Source organism: Pseudomonas sp. GM17, assembly GCF_000282175.2.
Taxonomy (GTDB): domain Bacteria; phylum Pseudomonadota; class Gammaproteobacteria; order Pseudomonadales; family Pseudomonadaceae; genus Aquipseudomonas; species Aquipseudomonas chlororaphis.
Genome location: NZ_CP124732.1, coordinates 3,880,700 through 3,898,556, shown reverse-complemented (window position 1 = coordinate 3,898,556; position 17,857 = coordinate 3,880,700). Strand labels below are relative to the sequence as shown.

The window sequence follows — 17,857 nt, the reverse complement described above, 5'->3', positions numbered from 1 at the left end:
AGGAGCGCGTTACCAACTGCCATAGGGAATGCCGTATTGCTCTATGTAGCGTTTGGAGTTTTCGGACAGGGGGTAATAGTGGCCGTTGGATTTGCCCAGGTGTGGGCCCAGTGGCTCGATTTCACCCTGGGCGCGGGCGACTTTGACCGGGTGATGGCATTCGTCCCTGACCCAGACTTGTACGATGCCGCCAGGAGCGAGGCCTAAATAGACCGATGCCATATAGCGGGCAGTCTGGTGCGGAGTTTCCGGGCAGCGTCGATTCGTCGAGGTGGTCATGATTTTCCGGGCTTCTTCCGGGATATCTATCCATGCTCGATAAGTTTGGGGTTCCACGACCGATTGCCAGCGCACGAAAATGCGTTTGGGTAGGTCTGCGCCTACTACCGACTTACCGTTGCCTCCAACTCCACCACTCCATCCTCTGGCCCACTCTTTGTCGTAACCCATATCACCGCCCGCAGCGGAGCCGCCACCAGTACGACGGAATAGCTTGCCGTTGATATCTTCAACAGCGCTGTCTTCGACCCAGACCTCCATGTAGAACGGCTCGATGAAGCCAAGCTCCCACCAAGGATCTTTGGGATCGTGTTTTCCGGAAAGCGGATCAACGTGGCAACCAATTAACAGCAGTGTGCCCAGCAGGGCGATGAATATTCTCATTACCAAAGCGTCCAGTCAGGTACGTGAGGATGTTGCACACGCACGGCATCCACCGTGGGGGCGTTGATATAGACAACTTTAAGGCTGCCGCCGTGTTGTTTACCTAACGGGTGATTCCAGTGGGCCGAGAGATGGATATAACGCAGCTTGAGCAGGGTCTCCTCGGCCGGCGTCGTACTGTAATCACCGGCGACAAATCTGTCACAAAGGGCTTGAAGCTCTTGCGGGATGGCGTAGTCCGGATCCTGTTCGTCGATGACCTTGAAGCGCACGCCATTCTGCTTGGCCAGTTCATACATGACGCGTAGATACACCCTCGATAACCTGTTGCTTATAGAGCGCTTGAGCTGCAGGCCGGCATATACCCGTTTTCTGCGGGGGGCGAGGCGGTCCTGGAGATCCTGGGGCAACAGCATCGGCTCCGGCGTGATGATTTCCAGCCATTGTGCAGGCCAGCCCTTGGCCCGCCAGCGTGATTTTGCCTGTACCGTGTCCCGGTAAATCGAGGTCTGGGTCACCTCGGTATTAATGGGCACCTCCAGCGCCTGCATCGGACTGATCAGTACACATTCCTGAGCATCATCCAGATAACCGCCGCCGATATCCGAATGGGCGCCGGGCAAGGCGATTTCCACATGGTCGGGACTGACCCGGCTCAGGGCAAAGTTGGCCCGGTACTCGTCGCGGGCGACCAGTTGCACCACCGAGCGAAAGTAGCGGCGGTCGAGGTGCAGCTTGATACCTGGGGCAATGGCGCTGCGCACGTTGCCCAGATTGCCCAGCCCGGCAACCGACGGCACCGTATCGAACAGACCAATAAAGCCCATGTCTACGTCGTGGCCGTACTGTCGGTTGAAGCGGGGGCTGAAGGCACTGGAGTAGTCGTGGAGAATTAGCTCGAGTGGTCCGAGCCAGCGCACGACTTCATTGGCAAAGTGCCGGGCTGCCGCCGCACCTCGGCTAAAGCCGAAGGCATCGAAGGTCAGAGAAGTGATTTCGCTTTCGGGATTATCTTCGTGGGCTTCACGGATACGTTCCTTGATCGCACGAAATGCTTTCTGCACGCACCCTGAGATTCCTGTGTCGCCACGCCCTGTACCCGAGGTGAGCAGGCTGTCTTTTTCACCGGCCTGTGTGCCGATGCCATCAATATAGATTGAGCGATAGGCGCGCTTTTGCAGTTCCTCACCCTCTACTTTCCGGTTGGAATAGTACAAGTCACTCAACCGCTTAACATTGCTCACCCCATTCCCATAACTACTCTGCGGATCGCTCATATACGGCTTGCAACTGCCATCGATATCCCTGGCTTCAATGGCATGCTGCGCGCCGCAAACCTGGCCCATGGCCGAGTTGCCGGCATTGTTTCCGGTGCCGTCGAAGAACACGCCAATGCGCAGCGCCACCTGGGTTTTTGCCGGCGGTGGGGTGGGTTCCTTGGCGTACTTCTCGTACTGCGCCCAGAGCTGTTCGCCGTAGCTGGGCTGTGCGGTTTCGGCGGTGCGTTCGGCGGGTGGTTGGTTGGGGCTCTGATTGGGAATGGCGGGCCGTAGAAGGCGGGGCATCGGCCCGGGTCCGTTGTTGGCCATGGGTGGTCCTGGTGCGGTCGAAGAGGGTGCTGGAGACCGTACCGGGAAGGGCGGAGGATGGATTTAGGAGGAATCTGCAACAGGCTCGGTTGCGGCTGATTCCATCGTAGGGGGGATGGAACTTCAGGCGCCTATCGCCGGTAGCGCCCGGCGTTCGGCCCAGGCGAACGCAGGTATCAAAAATTCAAAATTCTCAATACGCGTGCCCTTAGGCACTCTGCGATCAACCACAACAATAAGAAGGTGAAGTCCATGTTCAAGCTCTCCCGGGCGTTGTTCTGTGCCGCCGCATTGCTGGGCGCCGGTCTTGCGCAGGCCGCCGACCCTATCGTGATCAAGTTCGCCCACGTGGTGGCGGAAAACACCCCCAAGGGCCAGGGCGCCCTGCTGTTCAAGAAGCTGGCCGAGGAACGCCTGCCGGGCCGGGTCAAGGTCGAGGTGTATCCGAACTCCTCGCTGTTCGGCGACGGCAAGGAAATGGAGGCGCTGCTGCTGGGCGACGTGCAGTTGCTCGCGCCGTCCCTGGCCAAGTTCGAGCAGTACACCAAGAAGGTGCAGATCTACGACCTGCCATTCCTGTTCGACAACCTCGCCGCCGTCGACCGCTTCCAGCACGCCGAGGGCAAGCAGCTGCTGACCGCCATGCAGGACAAGGGCATCCTTGGCCTGGCCTATTGGCACAACGGCCTCAAGCAGCTGTCGGCCAACAAGAAGCTGGTGGAACCCAAGGACGCCCGAGGCCTGAAGTTCCGCGTGCAGGCTTCCAGCGTGCTTGAGGAGCAGTTCAAGGCGGTGCGCGCCAACCCGCGCAAGATGAGCTTCGCCGAGGTCTACCAGGGCCTGCAGACCGGCGTGGTCAACGGCACCGAGAACACCTGGTCGAACTATGAAAGCCAGAAGGTCCACGAGGTGCAGAAGTACTTCACCGAGACCGACCACGGCCTGATCGACTACATGGTGATCACCAACGCCAAGTTCTGGACCGGCCTGCCGGCGGATGTGCGCGGCGAGCTGGAAAAAATCATGGCCGAGGTCTCGGTGGAAGTGAACAAGCAGGCCGAAGCCCTGAACCAGACGTCCCGGCAGAAGATCATCGACGCCAAGACCAGCGAGATCGTCGCCCTGACTCCCGAGCAGCGCAACGAGTGGCGCGAGGCCATGCGCCCGGTGTGGAAGAAGTTCGAGGGCGATATCGGCGCCGACCTGATCCAGGCCGCCGAAGCCGCCAACCAGGCGCAATAACCACCTGCATCCCGGCCGCTGCGCTCGCAGCGGCCCATCGGCAGCCGCTATCGGGCTGCACTCCACTGGCACTTTCGCGGAGAACCTCAATGCACAGGCTGAGGCGGTTCTGGGAACATTTTGAAGAGGCGTTCATCGCCTTCCTGCTGGCGGCCATGACGCTGGTGACTTTCGTCTACGTGGTGCTCAACAACCTCTACCCGCTGTTCTACGCCATCGGCGATGCCTGGGAAGGGGGCAGCGCGCTGTTCCTGGGGATCGGCGACTTCCTCATGGAACTGGCCCAGGACATGGTCTGGAGCGTGGCGCTGACCAAGATGCTGTTTGGCTGGCTGATCTTCTTCGGCATTTCCTACGGCGTGCGCACCGCCGGGCACCTGGGGGTGGACGCGCTGGTCAAGCTGGCCTCGCGCCCGGCCCAGCGCCTGCTGGCGGTGATCGCCTGCCTGTGCTGCATGGTCTACGCCGGGCTGTTCATGGTCGCCAGCTTCAAGTGGTTGATGGCGCTGATCCAGGCCGGCATCGAAGCCGAGGACCTGGACCAGTTCGGCATCCACCTGTCGCACATCGCGATGATCGTGCCCTTCGGTTTTGCCCTGGTGCTGATCCGCTACCTGGAAATCATGTGGCGCATCCTCATGCGCGGGCAGATCAACCTGGGCCTGGCCGATGAGGCGGCCGAGGCCAGCAAGCTTGCCAGTCACCACGAGGATCAGCACTGATGGCCATTCTCTGCCTGTTTCTGATGCTGTTCGTGTTCATGTTCCTCGGCGTGCCGATCGCCATTTCCCTGGGCCTGGCCGGCGCCACGTCGATCCTGCTGTTCAGCCCGGACTCCCTGAGCTCCCTGGCGATCAAGCTGTTCGAAACCTCCGAAGCCTATACCTTGCTGGCGATCCCGTTCTTCCTGCTGTCCGGGGCCTTCATGACCACCGGCGGGGTGGCGCAGCGCCTGATCGATTTCGCCAACGCCTGCGTCGGGCATATCCGTGGCGGCCTGGCGATTGCCGCGGTGCTGGCGTGCATGCTGTTCGCCGCGCTGTCCGGTTCGTCGCCGGCGACCGTGGCGGCGGTGGGTTCGATCGCGGTGGCCGGCATGGTGCGTTCCGGTTACCCACGGGAGTTCGGCGCCGGGATCATCTGCAACGCCGGGACCCTGGGCATCCTGATCCCACCATCGATCGTGATGGTGGTGTACTCGGCGGCCACCGAAACCTCGGTCGGCAAGCTGTTCATGGCGGGTGTGGTGCCGGGGCTGCTGCTGGGCGTGATCCTGATGGTGGTGATCTACATCGTCGCGCGGATCAAGAAGCTGCCGGCGCAACCGCGGGTGTCGTTCCGCCAATGGCTGAGCACCGCGCGCCGCGCCTTCTGGGGCCTGCTGTTGCTGGTGATCATCCTCGGCGGCATCTACAGCGGCCTGTTCACCCCGACCGAGGCGGCGGCGGTGGCGGCGGTGTATTCGGCCTTCGTCGCGCTGTTCGTCTACAAGGACATGCGCCTGCGCGACTGCCCGAAAGTGCTGGTGGAGTCGGGCCGGCTGTCGATCATGCTGATGTTCATCATCGCCAACGCCATGCTCTTCGCCCATGTGCTGACCACCGAGCAGATCCCGCAGCAGATCACCACCTTCGTCATGGACGCCGGGCTGTCGCCCATCGGCTTCCTGCTGATGGTCAACGTGGTGCTGCTGGTGGCGGGCAGTTTCATGGAGCCTTCGGCCATCGTGCTGATCCTGGCGCCGATCTTCTTCCCGATCGCCATGAAGCTGGGTATCGACCCGATCCACCTGGGGATTGTCATGGTGGTCAACATGGAGATCGGCCTGGTGCATCCGCCGGTGGGCCTGAACCTGTTCGTCACCTCGGCGGTGACCGGCCTGACACTCGGCCAGACCATCCGCGCGGCGTTGCCGTGGCTGATGATCCTGCTGGCGTTCCTGATCCTGGTGACCTACGTGCCGTTCATTTCCCTGGCGCTGCCGAACTGGCTGGGGATGAACTGACGCAACGCCTTTACTTGGAGGAGAGGCGGTTTGCACGATCCTTGCGGGCGCCAGCTTGCTGGCGATGGGGCCTTGAGATGTGCAGCGCTCTTGCGGGCTTATCGCAGGCAAGCCTCGCTCCTACGGGGCGCTGGACGCTGGCGCTGCGTCGCGGCAGCATGGACGCCTTCATTTCGGGGGCTTGGATATGCGACGTCTGCCTTCCCTGGCGGCATTACGGACTTTCGAGTGCGCGGCGCGGCATGCGCATTTTGGTCGGGCGGCGGCTGAGCTGTGCGTCACCGACAGCGCGGTGAGCCATCAGATCCGCCAGCTCGAAGAGCAACTCGGGGTGTCGTTGTTCGTCCGCGAGGGCCGGCAGATCCGCCCGACCCCGGCGGCCGGGCGGCTGATGCAGAGCCTGCAGCAGGCTTTCGAGCTGATCGGCGAAGCCTGCGACGAGCTGCGCGATCCGTCTTCCCTGGCGGTGCTGCGCCTGGCGGTGACCGCCGAGCTGGCGCAGAAATGGCTGATGAGCCGGCTGGCGGACTTTTCCGCGCGTTACCCGCATATCACCCTGCATCTCTATGAACAGCCGATCGACGCCAGCGTGCCGGGCGAGGACATCGACCTGGCGATCACCTACGGCAGCGGCCCGCAGGACAGCAGCGCCTACTTCGTGCGGCCGTTGCCGACCCTGCAGTTCTTCCCGGTGTGCAGCCCCGGGCTGTTCAACCAGGGCAACTTGAAAAGCCCGCGGGACCTGGCCCGCCATTGCCTGTTGCACGACGATCAGGACGGCAAGACCTGGACCGCCTGGCTGACCAGCCACGCCGGCGATTTGCGCCCGGCGCGCCAGCTGTATTTCGCCCACGCCGGGCTGGCGCTGGAAGCAGCGGCGCAAGGGCAGGGCGTGGCCATGGGCGATAACCTGACGGCCCAGGAAGACCTGCTCAATGGCCGACTGGTGCGGCCCTTCAACGCCGCCAGCATGACCGCCCTGGGGCAGTACGCCCTAGTGTGCGAGCGGGTGCGCCTGGAGCGCCCGGCGCTGATGCAGTTGCTGGACTGGTTCAGCGATCAGTTGAGCGATTGATGAGTTGAATTCAACTGTCGCGCAATATTCATCGTTGGTGCCTTGACCCGGCGCGGCGCTAGTTTGGTGGCCATTCCCCAGCACCGACGAGGTTTGCCCCCATGGCCCGATTGCTCGACACCACTCCTAAACACGATGGTTTCCGCCTGCCCGGCGAATTCGAAACCAAGGCCGGTTGCTGGCTCGGCTGGCCGGAGCGCACCGACGTCTGGCGCAATGGCGCCAAGCCGGCGCAGAAGGTCTGGGTGCGGATCGTTACCGCGATTGCCCAGAGCGAACCGGTCACCGTCTGTGCTTCCGCCGCCCAGTTCGCCAATGCCCGCCGGCTGTTGCCGCCGCAGGTGCGGGTGGTGGAAATGACCTGCAACGACACCTGGTTCCGCGACAGCGGGCCGTGCTTCGTGGTCAATGACCAGAGCGGCGAAGTGCGCGGCGTCGATTTCGAGTTCAACGCCTATGGCGGCCTCGACGGCGGCCTGTATTACCCCTGGGACAAGGACGACCAGATCGCCAGCAAGATCCTCGAGATCGAAAACTTCGACCGCTACCGCGCGCCGCTGATTGCCGAGCTGGGCGGCATCCAGAGCGATGGCCAGGGCAGTCTCCTCACCACCGAGCAGTGCCTGCTCAACCGCAATCGCAACCAGCACCTGGGCAAGGCCGAGGTCACCCGGCGCCTCACCGACTACCTGGGCGCGGAGCAGGTGATCTGGCTGCCGCGCGGCTGCAAGTTCGACGAGACCGACGGCCATGTCGACGACCTGGCGTGTTTCGTGCGCCCCGGCGAAGTGGTGCTGCAATGGACCGACAACCGCGACGACCCGCAGTGGGAAATCTACCAGGAGGCCTACGATATCCTGCGCAGCACCCGCGACAGCCGTGGCCGCGAGCTGGTGGTGCACAAGCTGCCGCAGCCCGACGTGCTGGAATGGACCGCCGCCGAAGCCGAAGGCCTGGACCAGCTGGACAGCACCCATGCGCGCCAGGCCGGCACGCGGATCTGTGCCTCGTACATCAACTACTACGCCGGCAACAGCGCGATCGTGGTGCCGCTGTTCGGCGACCGTAACGACAAAACGGCGTTGGCCACCCTGGCCGAACTCTTCCCCCGGCACCGCATCGTCGGCATCGACAATTCTCGGGAAATTCTCCTCGGCGGCGGCAACGTCGCCTGCATCACCATGCCGCAATACGCGGCTCCCCGGCGCACCGGCGAAGAGGGCTGAACATGAACCTGCACAGGCTGGGCGGCGCATTGCTGCTGGTGCTGGCGCCGTTGTGCGCCCAGGCGGCCGACGAGGCCGAACCCACGGTCAATCTGTATATCTGGGGCGAGTACCTGGCCCCGGACACCCTGGACAACTTCGAGCGCCAGACCGGCATCCGCGTGGTGGTCGATCACTTCGATTCCCTGGAGACCGTGGAGACCAAGCTGCTCACCGGGCGCAGCGGCTACGACCTGGTGCTGACCGCCGGCCAGCACCTGTCCCGGGCCATCGCCAGCGGCGCGCTCCAGCCGCTGGACAAGCAGCACCTGCCGCACCTGGCCGGGGTCGGCGAGGAGTTCCGCCAGCATATGGCGGTGTTCGACCCGGGCAACCGTTATGCCGGGATCTATGCCTGGGGCACCACCGGTGTCGGTTATCAGGAGCAGGCGGTCAGCCAGCGCCTGGCCGATGCGCCGCGGGACAGCTGGGCGATGCTGTTCGATCCGGCGGTGGTGGCGAAATTCGCCGACTGCGGGGTCAGCCTGCTCAACGATCCCAACGAGGTGTTCGCCGCGGTGATGAAGTACCTGGGCCTGGACATCAACCGGCAGAACCTCGACGACTTGAAACTCGCCGAGCAGCAACTGGCGAAGATCCGGCCCTATATCCGCTACTTCGACAACGACCTGAACATCAGCGACCTGGCCAACGGCAACACCTGCGTGGCCATGTCGTGGAACGGCAACGTGGCGATCGCCGCCGGGCAGGCCGAGGCGGCGCACAAGCCCTTCACCTTGCGCTATCGCATCCCCAGGGAGGGCACGCTGATCTGGTTCGACGCCATGGTCATCCCCAAGGACGCCCCCCACCCCGAGGCCGGGCTGGCGTTGATGGATTACCTGATGACCCCGCAGGTGATCGCGCCGATCACCGACACCATCCATTACGCCAATGCCATCAGCGCCGCGGATGCCCTGGTCGATCCGGCGATTCGCAACGACCCAGGCACCTACCCGACCCCCGAGGTGCGGGCCTCGCTGTACAGCAAGAACGACAACGGCAAGGCCTTCAACCGTGCGTTGATCCGCGCCTTCAGCCGCCTCAAGTCGGGGCTGTGAGCGCGCGCCAGGCGGCGTAGGCTTGCGGCAGGCAGCGGGCGCAGGGTCGATAACCGGCGCTGCGGGCGCTGGCCTCGTCGGCAAAGAACACCCGCTGGCGGACATAACCGCCACGGGCGATGGCGCGCAGGGCGGCCGGGCAATCCAGCCGTCCGTAGATCCGGCTGCCACGGTGGCCGCCGAGGGTGCCCGGTTGTTCGCTGAGAAAGGTGTTGCCCTGGGCATCGAGCAAAACCCAGCTTTTTTCGGTGTTCATCCGTCCCTCCTGTAGCCGCTGTACCTGCCTGCACCTGCGCGATGAACACACCCGTCAGCGCGCCGGCACCCGCCACAGATACCAGGCCGCCACCGTGCGATGCGGGCGCAAGGACAGGCCGATCTCGATCATCTGCCTGCGGGTCGGCTGCTGCTCCAGACCCTTCAGGCGCCGGTAGCCCTCGCGCACGCCGAAGTCGTCGGCGGGCAGGATGTCCAGGCGTTCCAGGCTGTAGATCAGCAGCATCTCCACGGTCCAGCGACCGATGCCGCGCAGGCGGGTCAAGCGCGCGATCAGCGCCTCGTCGTCCATGGCCAGGGCCACCTGGTAATCCGGCACCACGCCGCTCAGGGTCGCCTCGGCGATGCCTCGGATAGTGGCGATCTTGCCGGCGGAAAAACCACAGGCGCGCAATGCCTCGAAATCGGTGGCGAGGATCTGCTCGGGGGAGGGGAAGGTTTGCCCATACAACCCCAGGAAGCGCCCGAGAATCGCATCGCCGGCGCGAGCGTGCAGTTGCTGATAGGCAATCGCCCGCACCAGCGCCTCGCAGGGTTCGCGGGCCGGCTTGGCCTGGTGCAGGCAAGGGCCGACCGCCTCGACGTGACGAGCCCAGTCGGGGTCGAGCCCGGCCAGAAAGGCGCGGGCCTCAAGAAACGGATCGGGCATGGAGAGTCCTGGATCAAGGGCGTTGCCAGAGATTAACCAGCAATGCCTGGCGCTGCACTCGGTCTCTTGCGCTGGAATTCCGTGAACCTAGATCGAACGCTGATTGACCCGGCTGGACAGCGCCGCGGCGCTTTCCTTGCGTTCCGAGTAGCGGTCCACCAGCAGGTCGGCGCGGCCGCGCAGGAGCAGGGTGAACTTCATCAGTTCTTCCATCACATCCACCACCCGGTCGTAGAAGGGCGAGGCCTTCATGCGGTCGTCGTCATCGAATTCGAGAAAGGCCTTGGGCACCGAGGACTGGTTGGGGAGGGTGAACATGCGCATCCAGCGGCCCAGTACGCGCAGCTGGTTGACCGTGTTGAACGACTGCGAGCCGCCGCAGACCTGCATCACCGCCAGGGTCTTGCCCTGGGTCGGGCGTACCGCGCCGAGGGTCAGGGGGATCCAGTCGATCTGCGCCTTGAACACCGCCGACATGGCGCCGTGGCGTTCCGGCGAGCACCAGACCTGGCCCTCGGACCACAGCACCCGTTCGCGCAGTTCCCGGACCTTGGGGTGGTCCACCGGCGCATCGTCCGGCAGGGGCAGGCCGCTGGGGTCGAAGATGTAGGTTTCGGCGCCGAGGAACTCGAGAATGCGCGCCGCTTCCCGGGTCAGCAGGCGGCTGAACGAGCGCTCGCGGGTGGAGCCGTAGAGCAGCAGGATGCGCGGTTTGTGCGCGGCTGTCGCCGGGGTCTCCAGATGCTCCGGCGCCAAGGCTTGCAGCAGTTCAAGGTCAAGGGCGGACAGTGGTTCTTCGCTGGGCTTGCGGTCGTCGTTCATCACAGCGCTCCGATGCGGTCGAGGGCATTCTTCAGCTCGGCGGGTGAAAGGTGGTCGAGGTCCAGGGCGAAGAAGGCGGCGAAACGCTGGCGGATTTTCTGCACGGTTTGCTCGAAGGCGGCCTGGATTGCCTGCTCATCGCCCTGGACCTCGGAAGGGTCCTCCAGCCCCCAGTGGCTTTTCAGCGCCGGGCCGAAATACACCGGGCAGGGCTCGCCACTGGCCTTGTCGCAGACGGTGATGACGATATCGGGTGGGCTGTCGGCGAAGACCTCCGAACCTTTGCTGTACAGGCCGGCGGTGCTGACACCGGCCTGTTCCAGGGTGACCAGGGCGCGGGCGTTGAGCGTGCCGCCGGGGAAGCTGCCCGAACTCACCGCCTGGTGAGCGGCCGGCGCCAGATGGTTGAACAGGGCTTCGCAAAGAACGCTGCGGCAGCTGTTGGCGGTGCACATGAAGAGGATTTTCATCGGGGCTTCCGGGCAGAGGGGGGAGCCATGACGTTAAACAGTCACGGGCTTGAATATATGGTTATTCGAATATACGGATGTGAAAGAGCGTTGCCAAGCTGCCGATAGGGGGGAGCGACCGAGCGCAGTTGCGCGTCTCGGTGCTGGATTGGGCAGGGGGGCTGCGCCTGTGTTCTATGCTTCGGGTTCGGCGCAGGCCGAAGATGCCCGGCCCATCCAGGACGCTCGCCGGGCTTGGCTGCATCCAATGCCGATCTCTTGAAGCGCGATACCGTCGCCTCTCGCCAAAGGGAGAAACGTATGCAAAACCCTTCCACACCTCGGGATCCGGACCCGATGTCGCGCCGCACGGCCATCGCCTATGGGATCGGCCTGCCGCTGGCGCTGCTGGGATTGATTTTCCTGCCGGCCGGCACGCTCGCCTGGTGGCCCGGCTGGATCTTCCTCGCCGTCATGACCCTGGGCTTTGGCGTTTCGGCCCTGGTGCTCGCCCGGGTCAATCCGGTGATCTACCGCGCGCGCAGCCGGGTCCAGGCGGGCACCCAAAGCTGGGACAAAAAACTGCTGGCGCTCATCCTGCCGGCGATGGCGGCCGTGCTGCCGGTCGCCGCACTCGATGCCGGGCGGCTGCATGGCTCGGCTGTTCCGGCCTGGATGGTGCTGGCGGGTTATCTGGCGGTGCTGGCGGGCATCGCGGTGACCGGCTGGGCGCAGGCGGTGAACCCGTTCTTCGAGCCGGGTGTGCGCATCCAGTCTGAGCGGCACCAGCGGGTCATCGATAGCGGGCCCTACCGTTGCGTGCGGCATCCCGGATATCTCGCCGCGCTGGGCCTGTTCTTCGGCATGGCGCTGGCGCTGGGTTCGTTCTGGGCGCTGGTTCCCGCGGCGCTGGCTGCGGCGCTGCTGGTCCTGCGCACGTCATGGGAGGACCAGCTGTTGCAGGCCGAGTTGCCCGGTTATGCCGACTATTGCCAGCGGGTGCGCTGGCGCTTGGTTCCCGGCCTCTGGTGAGCCTCGGGAGCGATAACGCCCGGACGAAATGGCGCTGGCGCAGAAGCCGCTTTGCTACAGCAGCTGGTCGATCAGCACCGCGTTGCTGTAGATCAGGCTGCCATCGCTGGCTCGGTGCCCCACCAGGTGGAACTGGCCGCGACCGTGCTGCAAATAGACGCGCATCCGGCAGTCGGACAGGGGGCTGTACCCCTCGGGCATGATCAGCTCCATGGTGTCCATGTCGACGTCGACCATGGCCTCCTGTTCATGGGTTTTCTGCAGGCGTTCCTCGGCTTCTTCCAGGCGCAGGTGCAGGGGGCCATCGACGTAGAAATGGATCTCTCCCAGCGGCGTGGATTTTTGCCCATCGCTGGCCTTGCACCAGCCTTCGATTGTCAGGGCGCTCATGACGAGACCTCCAGTGTGAATGACAGGGCGTGGCGCGGCCCCATTCTCAATGCCATCACTGTTCAGACCGTTGCGAGGGTCGGTTCGTTTCCTTGGCGGGTACCTGGCGGGCTACCGCGGGTCGCGTCAGGTCTTCCCGGGCCGATGATCGCAGGTGCCAGGCTTTTGCCAGCTTGCGCGCCACCTTGCCCGGCAGCACCGTGGATCCGCTGTGCCGCACCAATCTGGCATGCTCGGCCAGCCCTTCGACCAGTGCGGCCCATTCCGGCCGCGGGTCGTTGACATAGTCCCAGCCCAGCCCCAGCCAGGGGCAACGCCCGCCGATCCAGGCCTGCACCGCGGGTGTCGCGCGCCGGACATAATCAGGGGCCTTGGCCGCCTTGGGTCGCAGCGCGCGCGCCTTGACGGCCGGTATCTGCAAGCGTGGGGTGCCGTCTGCCTCCTGGGTCACCCGCATGGCCCCGAGCAAGGCAATGTCGAAAGGCACCGGCTGGTCCTGGGCGGCATAAAAATACGCCAGGCGCCGGATGCTGTCGTAGTCGGCCACGGCGCGGTACAGGTAGGCGCAGATCACACCCAGCATGGGGTCGGCATGCTTTTTATGGCACACGCCAGCGGCGAACTGGTCGATGTCTTCGGCCTGTAGCCGGCCAGCGGCGAAATCGTCGATCGCGCCGAGCATCGCCAGGTATCTGTCGGGGGCCTTGGGCATTCCATAGGCCTGGAAAATATCGCCGAGGGGGCTGGGCATCACCACGGCGTACTGACCCGCATAAGGCACCACCGGGGTGAAGGTGCCATCGGCCAGCGCCACCAGGACCGGCATCCCCTGGGGATCGCTGGTGGCGCGGAACGTTTCGAACCGCGAGGTGCTGTCCAGTCGCTCGATCGGGTTACGGGACAAGAGCTTCGCGCCCTCGCCGTAGACGATCAGGTTGGCCTCGCCGGGGTCGCCGATCTGTTTCATCCGGCGGCGAACCTCGGTGGCCGCAGACTTGCGCATATCGGCGGCGGCATCCGCTTCCAGGCGCTGGACCAGCGCCTTGACCTTCTGTTTCTTCTCGGGAAAACGCGGGCTCTGCTGGCGGAGCACCACCAGATCCTGCAGCAGCTCCTTGCTGGAGTCGGGAATGCTGATCATCTGGTCGGCGGGAACCGCCAGGTCGTGCTGCTTGAGCCCGAAATCGGCGCCGAGCATGCGCTCGCGAAAGGCCGCGTCGCTGTGTACCCGCTCCAGATTGTGCTCGGCGGAATCCGTCGGGCCGCCCGCCGGGGCCGGGCCCATGGTGGCGGCGTTGCCCGCGGCCGGCCAGGGCTGCAACCCGGCGGGGCCCGGCAACGGCTGGGCGGTGTTGTAGAGCACGGCCGGTTCCGGATCGACCAGGCATTGCGGGTTGAGCTTGAGGCGATACTCTTTCGCCCGCTCGGTGGTGCGCGAGCGCACGCACATGCCGAGGGTCGCGGTGGTGATCAGGCCATTGCTGATGGCGGTCGGCTCGATGCCCCACAGCGCATCGGCGATCACCCCGGAGAACACGCATTTTCCCGGAGCGCCGGACATCGGTTCGGACACCATGTAACCCAGCTGCCCGTCCTGGCAGGCGGCCAGGCGATCGAACCTGGGGTTTTCCACTTGCGTGCCTTGCACGACGATTCCGCGCACCGCATCCAGTCGCGTCAGGTCGAGATTCTTCGGTGCCTCGCGGCAGGCATCGGTAATCAGGGTGATGCGCTGCACGCCGTGCAGCAGCAGTTCGGTGTAGAACGAGTCGGCCAGGACGCGGTACTTCTGGCGCAGCGAATCGCTGAACAGCCAGGAGATCGAGCCGATATTCGCGTCGGTCAGGCCGTGGCCGCAAAACGCCAGGATCAATTGCTCGACCACTTCGGCGCCCGAGGGAAACAGCTCATCCACCGCTTGTTGCACCCGTTCGCGGGTGACCGGATTGCCCTGGCCGTCTATCGGGCCGTCGTCGACGATCCTGACGTTGTCGGCGCCGAAGCCCGAGCGCAGCGCCCAGTCGCCGATCGAACGGGCGGCGAGCACGGCGCCGTCCAGGTAGGCGAAGCGCAGTGTCTGGTTTGGCAACGGCGTCAGCGTGCTCACGCCGATCGCCAGGCAGGTCCGTCTAGTCATGGGAGTGCGCCACCTTGCGCGTAGTCAGGAGCCAGAGATCGAGTCGGGGGAGCATCACCGGCCAGTGCCAGCGCGGCCGATCGCCCGGTGCCAGGCGTTCGACCAGCATGATGGCCCCGGCCACCAGCATCAGTGGAATGTGCCAGGCCCCGCCCAGCAGCGGCACCAGCATCCAGGCCCAGCATGAGGCGATGCACCAGGCGCCGTGGCTTGCGCCGAAGACCAGGCAATCGCGGTCGGCGGCCCAGCCGAAGAGGCTGATCCGGCGCATGCGGTGGCCACGGTTGAGCGCCGCGCGTTGCCACGGGCTGGCACTCCACAGCAGGGCAACCAGCAGCGCCGTGGCCAGCGCCGCGTCGGCGACACTCAGTTGCAGCAACAAGGCGAGCACCATCAGCAGCGGTCCGGCGGCCAGCCATAAGGCGCTGTAGCCGAGCAGGAAGCCGAGCGCCGCGCGAATGCGCCGGCGCGGCAGGCTGGAGCGCCAGACATGCATGAGTGGCATTGCCAGCAGCGGCGGCATCATCGCCAGCAGCATCAGGGCCCAGTCGGCCAGCATGCGCTGCGCCGGGTTCAGGGCCAGCTCGGCCTCCAGCACGGTGGGCCAACTGGCAACGATGGACAGCGCGGAACCGCAGAAGGCGGGCAGGGTGCTGTGCCCGGCGGTGTAGAGACACAGGGCCAGGCCCAGCCCGGCCGTCGCGAACAGCAACGGCCAGGGCGCCCGGGTGAAGCTGAGCAAGACCGGTCCGGGTTGCATGGGGCGTTACTCAGCTGACGATACCGCTGCGCTTGAGCACGCTGATCCGCTCCACGGTCACCGGTTTATCCGCCGATACCTGCTCGCCTGGGACCAGGGTCACCCGCAGATAGTCGGGATCGAAATCGCCGGCATCGGTCAGCCGCTGGGCCAGGTCGGTGATGTCGATCGTATAGCCGAGCCCGTGGCCGCCATGGCCACCGTCCGGCCGCGAGGCGACGTTCAGCCCGAACAGCGTCAGGCTGCCGGCATGGCACTCGGGATGCTGCTGCGGATCGCTGTCTTTCGGCAGGTTGATGTACACCGCAAGCTGCGGCGAGGGCGCGGAGCCGCGCACCGATTCCAGCGCCAGGTAGAGCCGGGTCACCGGCTGGCCCAGGTCCGTCGCGCCCATCGCGGCGATGCCGGTGCTGGTGGCCTGGCGGTCGAGGTCGACCTGGGTGCGCACCGGCGCGCCGCCGACCGTGACCACCGAACGGTTGGCACCGATCGGTTCGATGTTCTGTTGTTCCGGCGCACCCATCTTGACCCGTGTCACGGCCTCTACTCCTGGTTTCACGCCCGTGCCGATGCTCAAGTCGGCATAGCGCGGGTGCAATTTGCCATCCTTCAATGTGTCGCGGCCGGTGAATTTCATGCCAGGGTCACTGCCACCGACCGTCGGCATGATGAAGCGGCGGTCGGCCGGACCGTCGAGCCAGCGCGGATCGCGGACCATGGTTTTGCCCGGGGTGTTCATCCAGGCCTCCCAGAGCCGGTCGACGTTGCAATGGTGCAACCAGAAGATCGGGTCCAGGGCGGCGAGGTACGGGTCGGCCATGAAGCCTTCGCCCCCGCCGATCAGGCGATGCACGGTGTTGTGCGGGTTGTTCTCCAGGTCGCCGGTCCAGCGGGCGAACTGGGCGAAATTGCCGGTGACCCCGCCGCCGAAGCCGATGCTGCCGTCATTGCCGACCTGGAAATCGTTCTCCTGCATCGCCGCCAGGCTGAAGGCATCGAGGGAGTTCGGCCGCAGCGTGGTAAAGCCCTGCCGGCGAGGGTATTTCTTCAGCGGGTTGGGACTGCCGTCAGGCAGGGTGTCCGCCAGGAATGCCTCCGGGGCCCGCCGCGCATCCGGGTTTTTGCTATTGAGGTAGTTCCAGTACGGCAGCGCCCAGTCGTCGCCCGTCAGTTCCTTGACCTTGGCCGCGACAATCGCCTCGAAGGCCGCCAGGTAACCGCGGTGCCAGGACAGGAAGTACCAGCTGCCGTGCTGGCACTGGCTGCCGTAGGTAAAGTTGGTCAGGTCCTTGGGCACCGGGTCGGAATCGCCCAGGACATTCACCTCGACCCACAGCTGCCGATCGAAGCCGTGGATGGCGCCGAGGAACTTCCAGCTGTTGCGGTTGGTGATCGGTAGTTTGTCCAGCTCGCGCATGGCCAGCGCGTAGTTGAGCAAGACCTTGTTGTTCCATCCGGAGCCGAGTGTTGCCACATCCTGTCGGATCGTGTTCATGAATGCACCTTCCTTGCAGCATCAGGCCAGGTGACGCGTATGGCGCCACACCCCTCGCAATCCTTTGCCGCTGGCGACTTCATGTTCACGGCGGAACTGCGCTCATGAGGCCCGCAGTGCCGGTGCGCGCCTCGTCGAAAATGAGTATAGAGGCCTGGCAAAAACGCCATGGCCGATTCCCATTATCCCGATGAACGACACGGGTTCCGGGGGCTTGGGCGGACGGACGGGGGATTGGCCCGGGTGTAATGAAGGTGGGTCACAACGCCTGCAGCAGGCGCTGCAACTGCTGGTGTTCCCAGATGCTCAGCAGTTTGAGCGGGTCGGTGCCGTAGCGCTGCCAGGCGTCGAGCGTTTCGACCCGGCCATCCGGCGAGCGGCATTGCTCGCAGTGGCTCAGGGTCTGGCCATGGTTGACCAGGGTCAGGGTCCAGCCTTCGATGTCGAGCCGCACTTGCCAGCTATCGTCCGCCAGCAAAACGCGGTGGCTCGATGGACCCAGGGTGCGGGTGCCGAGGGCCAGTTCTCTGAGCACCTGGCAGATTTCGCGGGCGGTGAGGGTGGGGGTGGCTGGCATGGGACGGTCTCGGGCATGGGCGGCGGCTATTTTGCCATTGTTGCCGGCCGGCATCAGGCGGAATGACTGATGCCCTGGGCTGAAAAAAATGCCCGTATCGCGCGATACGGGCATTTTCCATGGGTCTCCACCTGATCCAGGCGGGGCCGGCCGGGAGGCCACCAGCGGTATTCAGGGGCGGGGGCAAGGCTTACTTGGCGGACTTTCGCACACTGGACGAGCGCCAGGCCTTTTCTTCCCCGGGATGCTGCAGGGTCAGGTAGGCCCTCACGCCCAGTCCCGCCAGACAAAAGACCATGCCTGCGATGAATTGAAATGTAGTCATGACATGCCTCCAAAACAATCAACAGGAGACCATCTCATTTAAGCG

19 protein-coding genes are annotated in these 17,857 nt (G+C 64.7%); 7 read left to right on the top strand and 12 right to left on the bottom strand.

All coding sequences use genetic code 11. The features are described 5' to 3' along the window. Positions 1 to 9: 9 nt before the first annotated feature. Both PMI20_RS17525 and PMI20_RS17520 read right to left on the bottom strand, forming a co-directional pair. A complete protein-coding gene (locus tag PMI20_RS17525; protein WP_007931258.1) occupies positions 10 to 663 on the bottom strand; it encodes a DUF2931 family protein in 654 nt (217 codons plus the stop codon). Then, entirely contained in the window at positions 663 to 2,252 is a 1,590-nt protein-coding gene (locus PMI20_RS17520) for a phospholipase effector Tle1 domain-containing protein (RefSeq protein WP_007931259.1), read from the bottom strand. Before PMI20_RS17520 ends, PMI20_RS17525 begins: the two co-directional genes overlap by 1 nt. Before the next feature lie 252 nt (positions 2,253 to 2,504). On the opposite strand from PMI20_RS17520, the gene dctP reads away from it, so the two are divergent. The 6 genes from dctP (at position 2,505) to PMI20_RS17490 (ending at position 8,900) form a co-directional block, all read left to right on the top strand. Next, positions 2,505 to 3,494 (top strand): C4-dicarboxylate TRAP substrate-binding protein DctP, encoded by a 990-nt coding sequence (dctP, locus tag PMI20_RS17515; RefSeq protein WP_007931260.1) that lies wholly within the window; start codon positions 2,505 to 2,507, stop codon positions 3,492 to 3,494. An 89-nt stretch (positions 3,495 to 3,583) separates the two neighbouring features. Continuing rightward, on the top strand, positions 3,584 to 4,216 hold the full coding sequence (locus PMI20_RS17510) for a TRAP transporter small permease (protein WP_007931261.1): 633 nt from the start codon (positions 3,584 to 3,586) through the stop codon (positions 4,214 to 4,216). Then, positions 4,216 to 5,499 (top strand): C4-dicarboxylate TRAP transporter large permease protein DctM, encoded by a 1,284-nt coding sequence (gene dctM / locus PMI20_RS17505; RefSeq protein WP_007931262.1) that lies wholly within the window; start codon positions 4,216 to 4,218, stop codon positions 5,497 to 5,499. The genes PMI20_RS17510 and dctM overlap by 1 nt, the downstream gene beginning before the upstream one ends. Positions 5,500 to 5,686: 187 nt before the next feature. Continuing rightward, positions 5,687 to 6,574 (top strand): LysR substrate-binding domain-containing protein, encoded by an 888-nt coding sequence (locus PMI20_RS17500; RefSeq protein ID WP_007931263.1) that lies wholly within the window; start codon positions 5,687 to 5,689, stop codon positions 6,572 to 6,574. 101 nt (positions 6,575 to 6,675) lie between these two features. Beyond that, the gene (aguA, locus tag PMI20_RS17495) at positions 6,676 to 7,800 is read left to right on the top strand and encodes an agmatine deiminase (RefSeq protein ID WP_007931264.1); all 1,125 of its coding nucleotides are present in this window, start codon (positions 6,676 to 6,678) and stop codon (positions 7,798 to 7,800) included. Between the two features lie 2 nt (positions 7,801 to 7,802). After that, positions 7,803 to 8,900 carry an extracellular solute-binding protein gene (locus tag PMI20_RS17490; protein ID WP_007931265.1) on the top strand — a complete coding sequence of 366 codons (1,098 nt, stop codon included), beginning with the start codon at positions 7,803 to 7,805 and terminating at the stop codon, positions 8,898 to 8,900. On the opposite strand, the gene PMI20_RS17485 is transcribed toward PMI20_RS17490, so the two are convergent. The 4 genes from PMI20_RS17485 to PMI20_RS17470 form a co-directional block, all read right to left on the bottom strand. Further along, the gene (locus PMI20_RS17485; protein WP_007931266.1) at positions 8,884 to 9,156 is read right to left on the bottom strand and encodes an Ada metal-binding domain-containing protein; all 273 of its coding nucleotides are present in this window, start codon (positions 9,154 to 9,156) and stop codon (positions 8,884 to 8,886) included. The two genes, PMI20_RS17490 and PMI20_RS17485, sit on opposite strands and share 17 nt — an antisense overlap. A gap of 54 nt (positions 9,157 to 9,210) precedes the next feature. Further along, the gene (locus PMI20_RS17480; RefSeq protein WP_007931267.1) at positions 9,211 to 9,825 is read right to left on the bottom strand and encodes a DNA-3-methyladenine glycosylase family protein; all 615 of its coding nucleotides are present in this window, start codon (positions 9,823 to 9,825) and stop codon (positions 9,211 to 9,213) included. A gap of 87 nt (positions 9,826 to 9,912) precedes the next feature. Next, the gene (arsH, locus tag PMI20_RS17475; RefSeq protein ID WP_007931268.1) at positions 9,913 to 10,647 is read right to left on the bottom strand and encodes an arsenical resistance protein ArsH; all 735 of its coding nucleotides are present in this window, start codon (positions 10,645 to 10,647) and stop codon (positions 9,913 to 9,915) included. Continuing rightward, positions 10,647 to 11,117 carry an arsenate reductase ArsC gene (locus tag PMI20_RS17470; RefSeq protein ID WP_007931269.1) on the bottom strand — a complete coding sequence of 157 codons (471 nt, stop codon included), beginning with the start codon at positions 11,115 to 11,117 and terminating at the stop codon, positions 10,647 to 10,649. The genes arsH and PMI20_RS17470 overlap by 1 nt, the downstream gene beginning before the upstream one ends. A gap of 300 nt (positions 11,118 to 11,417) precedes the next feature. On the opposite strand from PMI20_RS17470, the gene PMI20_RS17465 reads away from it, so the two are divergent. Continuing rightward, entirely contained in the window at positions 11,418 to 12,128 is a 711-nt protein-coding gene (locus tag PMI20_RS17465) for an isoprenylcysteine carboxylmethyltransferase family protein (RefSeq protein ID WP_238543461.1), read from the top strand. Between the two features lie 54 nt (positions 12,129 to 12,182). Here the strand turns inward: PMI20_RS17465 and PMI20_RS17460 are convergent, their stop codons facing one another. The 6 genes from PMI20_RS17460 to PMI20_RS17435 form a co-directional block, all read right to left on the bottom strand. After that, positions 12,183 to 12,518, bottom strand: a complete 336-nt coding sequence (locus PMI20_RS17460; protein WP_007931271.1) for a hypothetical protein — start codon at positions 12,516 to 12,518, stop codon at positions 12,183 to 12,185. A gap of 55 nt (positions 12,519 to 12,573) precedes the next feature. Beyond that, a complete protein-coding gene (locus tag PMI20_RS17455; RefSeq protein WP_007931272.1) occupies positions 12,574 to 14,655 on the bottom strand; it encodes a hypothetical protein in 2,082 nt (693 codons plus the stop codon). Further along, positions 14,648 to 15,415, bottom strand: coding sequence for a copper chaperone (locus PMI20_RS17450; protein WP_007931273.1), 768 nt, complete (start codon positions 15,413 to 15,415; stop codon positions 14,648 to 14,650). The genes PMI20_RS17455 and PMI20_RS17450 overlap by 8 nt, the downstream gene beginning before the upstream one ends. A 10-nt stretch (positions 15,416 to 15,425) precedes the next feature. Beyond that, positions 15,426 to 16,910 (bottom strand): tyrosinase family protein, encoded by a 1,485-nt coding sequence (locus PMI20_RS17445; RefSeq protein ID WP_007931274.1) that lies wholly within the window; start codon positions 16,908 to 16,910, stop codon positions 15,426 to 15,428. 259 nt (positions 16,911 to 17,169) lie between these two features. Beyond that, complete coding sequence (locus tag PMI20_RS17440) at positions 17,170 to 17,487, bottom strand: DUF7693 family protein (RefSeq protein WP_037035901.1); 318 nt, start codon at positions 17,485 to 17,487, stop codon at positions 17,170 to 17,172. Between the two features lie 190 nt (positions 17,488 to 17,677). Next, the gene (locus PMI20_RS17435) at positions 17,678 to 17,812 is read right to left on the bottom strand and encodes a hypothetical protein (RefSeq protein ID WP_007931277.1); all 135 of its coding nucleotides are present in this window, start codon (positions 17,810 to 17,812) and stop codon (positions 17,678 to 17,680) included. Between the last annotated feature and the right edge of the window lie 45 nt (positions 17,813 to 17,857).

What these genes read in the sequence shown, in the direction of transcription:
- dctP (WP_007931260.1), top strand. Translation starts at nt 2,505, where the DNA reads ATGTTCAAGCTCTCCCGGGCGTTGTTCTGTGCCGCCGCATTGCTGGGC.
- PMI20_RS17450 (WP_007931273.1), bottom strand. Translation starts at nt 15,415, where the DNA reads ATGCAACCCGGACCGGTCTTGCTCAGCTTCACCCGGGCGCCCTGGCCG.
- PMI20_RS17465 (WP_238543461.1), top strand. Translation starts at nt 11,418, where the DNA reads ATGCAAAACCCTTCCACACCTCGGGATCCGGACCCGATGTCGCGCCGC.
- PMI20_RS17490 (WP_007931265.1), top strand. Translation starts at nt 7,803, where the DNA reads ATGAACCTGCACAGGCTGGGCGGCGCATTGCTGCTGGTGCTGGCGCCG.
- PMI20_RS17435 (WP_007931277.1), bottom strand. Translation starts at nt 17,812, where the DNA reads ATGACTACATTTCAATTCATCGCAGGCATGGTCTTTTGTCTGGCGGGA.
- PMI20_RS17440 (WP_037035901.1), bottom strand. Translation starts at nt 17,487, where the DNA reads ATGCCAGCCACCCCCACCCTCACCGCCCGCGAAATCTGCCAGGTGCTC.
- PMI20_RS17510 (WP_007931261.1), top strand. Translation starts at nt 3,584, where the DNA reads ATGCACAGGCTGAGGCGGTTCTGGGAACATTTTGAAGAGGCGTTCATC.
- PMI20_RS17460 (WP_007931271.1), bottom strand. Translation starts at nt 12,518, where the DNA reads ATGAGCGCCCTGACAATCGAAGGCTGGTGCAAGGCCAGCGATGGGCAA.
- PMI20_RS17485 (WP_007931266.1), bottom strand. Translation starts at nt 9,156, where the DNA reads ATGAACACCGAAAAAAGCTGGGTTTTGCTCGATGCCCAGGGCAACACC.
- PMI20_RS17500 (WP_007931263.1), top strand. Translation starts at nt 5,687, where the DNA reads ATGCGACGTCTGCCTTCCCTGGCGGCATTACGGACTTTCGAGTGCGCG.
- aguA (WP_007931264.1), top strand. Translation starts at nt 6,676, where the DNA reads ATGGCCCGATTGCTCGACACCACTCCTAAACACGATGGTTTCCGCCTG.
- PMI20_RS17525 (WP_007931258.1), bottom strand. Translation starts at nt 663, where the DNA reads ATGAGAATATTCATCGCCCTGCTGGGCACACTGCTGTTAATTGGTTGC.
- PMI20_RS17445 (WP_007931274.1), bottom strand. Translation starts at nt 16,910, where the DNA reads ATGAACACGATCCGACAGGATGTGGCAACACTCGGCTCCGGATGGAAC.
- PMI20_RS17455 (WP_007931272.1), bottom strand. Translation starts at nt 14,655, where the DNA reads ATGACTAGACGGACCTGCCTGGCGATCGGCGTGAGCACGCTGACGCCG.
- PMI20_RS17520 (WP_007931259.1), bottom strand. Translation starts at nt 2,252, where the DNA reads ATGGCCAACAACGGACCCGGGCCGATGCCCCGCCTTCTACGGCCCGCC.
- arsH (WP_007931268.1), bottom strand. Translation starts at nt 10,647, where the DNA reads ATGAACGACGACCGCAAGCCCAGCGAAGAACCACTGTCCGCCCTTGAC.
- dctM (WP_007931262.1), top strand. Translation starts at nt 4,216, where the DNA reads ATGGCCATTCTCTGCCTGTTTCTGATGCTGTTCGTGTTCATGTTCCTC.
- PMI20_RS17480 (WP_007931267.1), bottom strand. Translation starts at nt 9,825, where the DNA reads ATGCCCGATCCGTTTCTTGAGGCCCGCGCCTTTCTGGCCGGGCTCGAC.
- PMI20_RS17470 (WP_007931269.1), bottom strand. Translation starts at nt 11,117, where the DNA reads ATGAAAATCCTCTTCATGTGCACCGCCAACAGCTGCCGCAGCGTTCTT.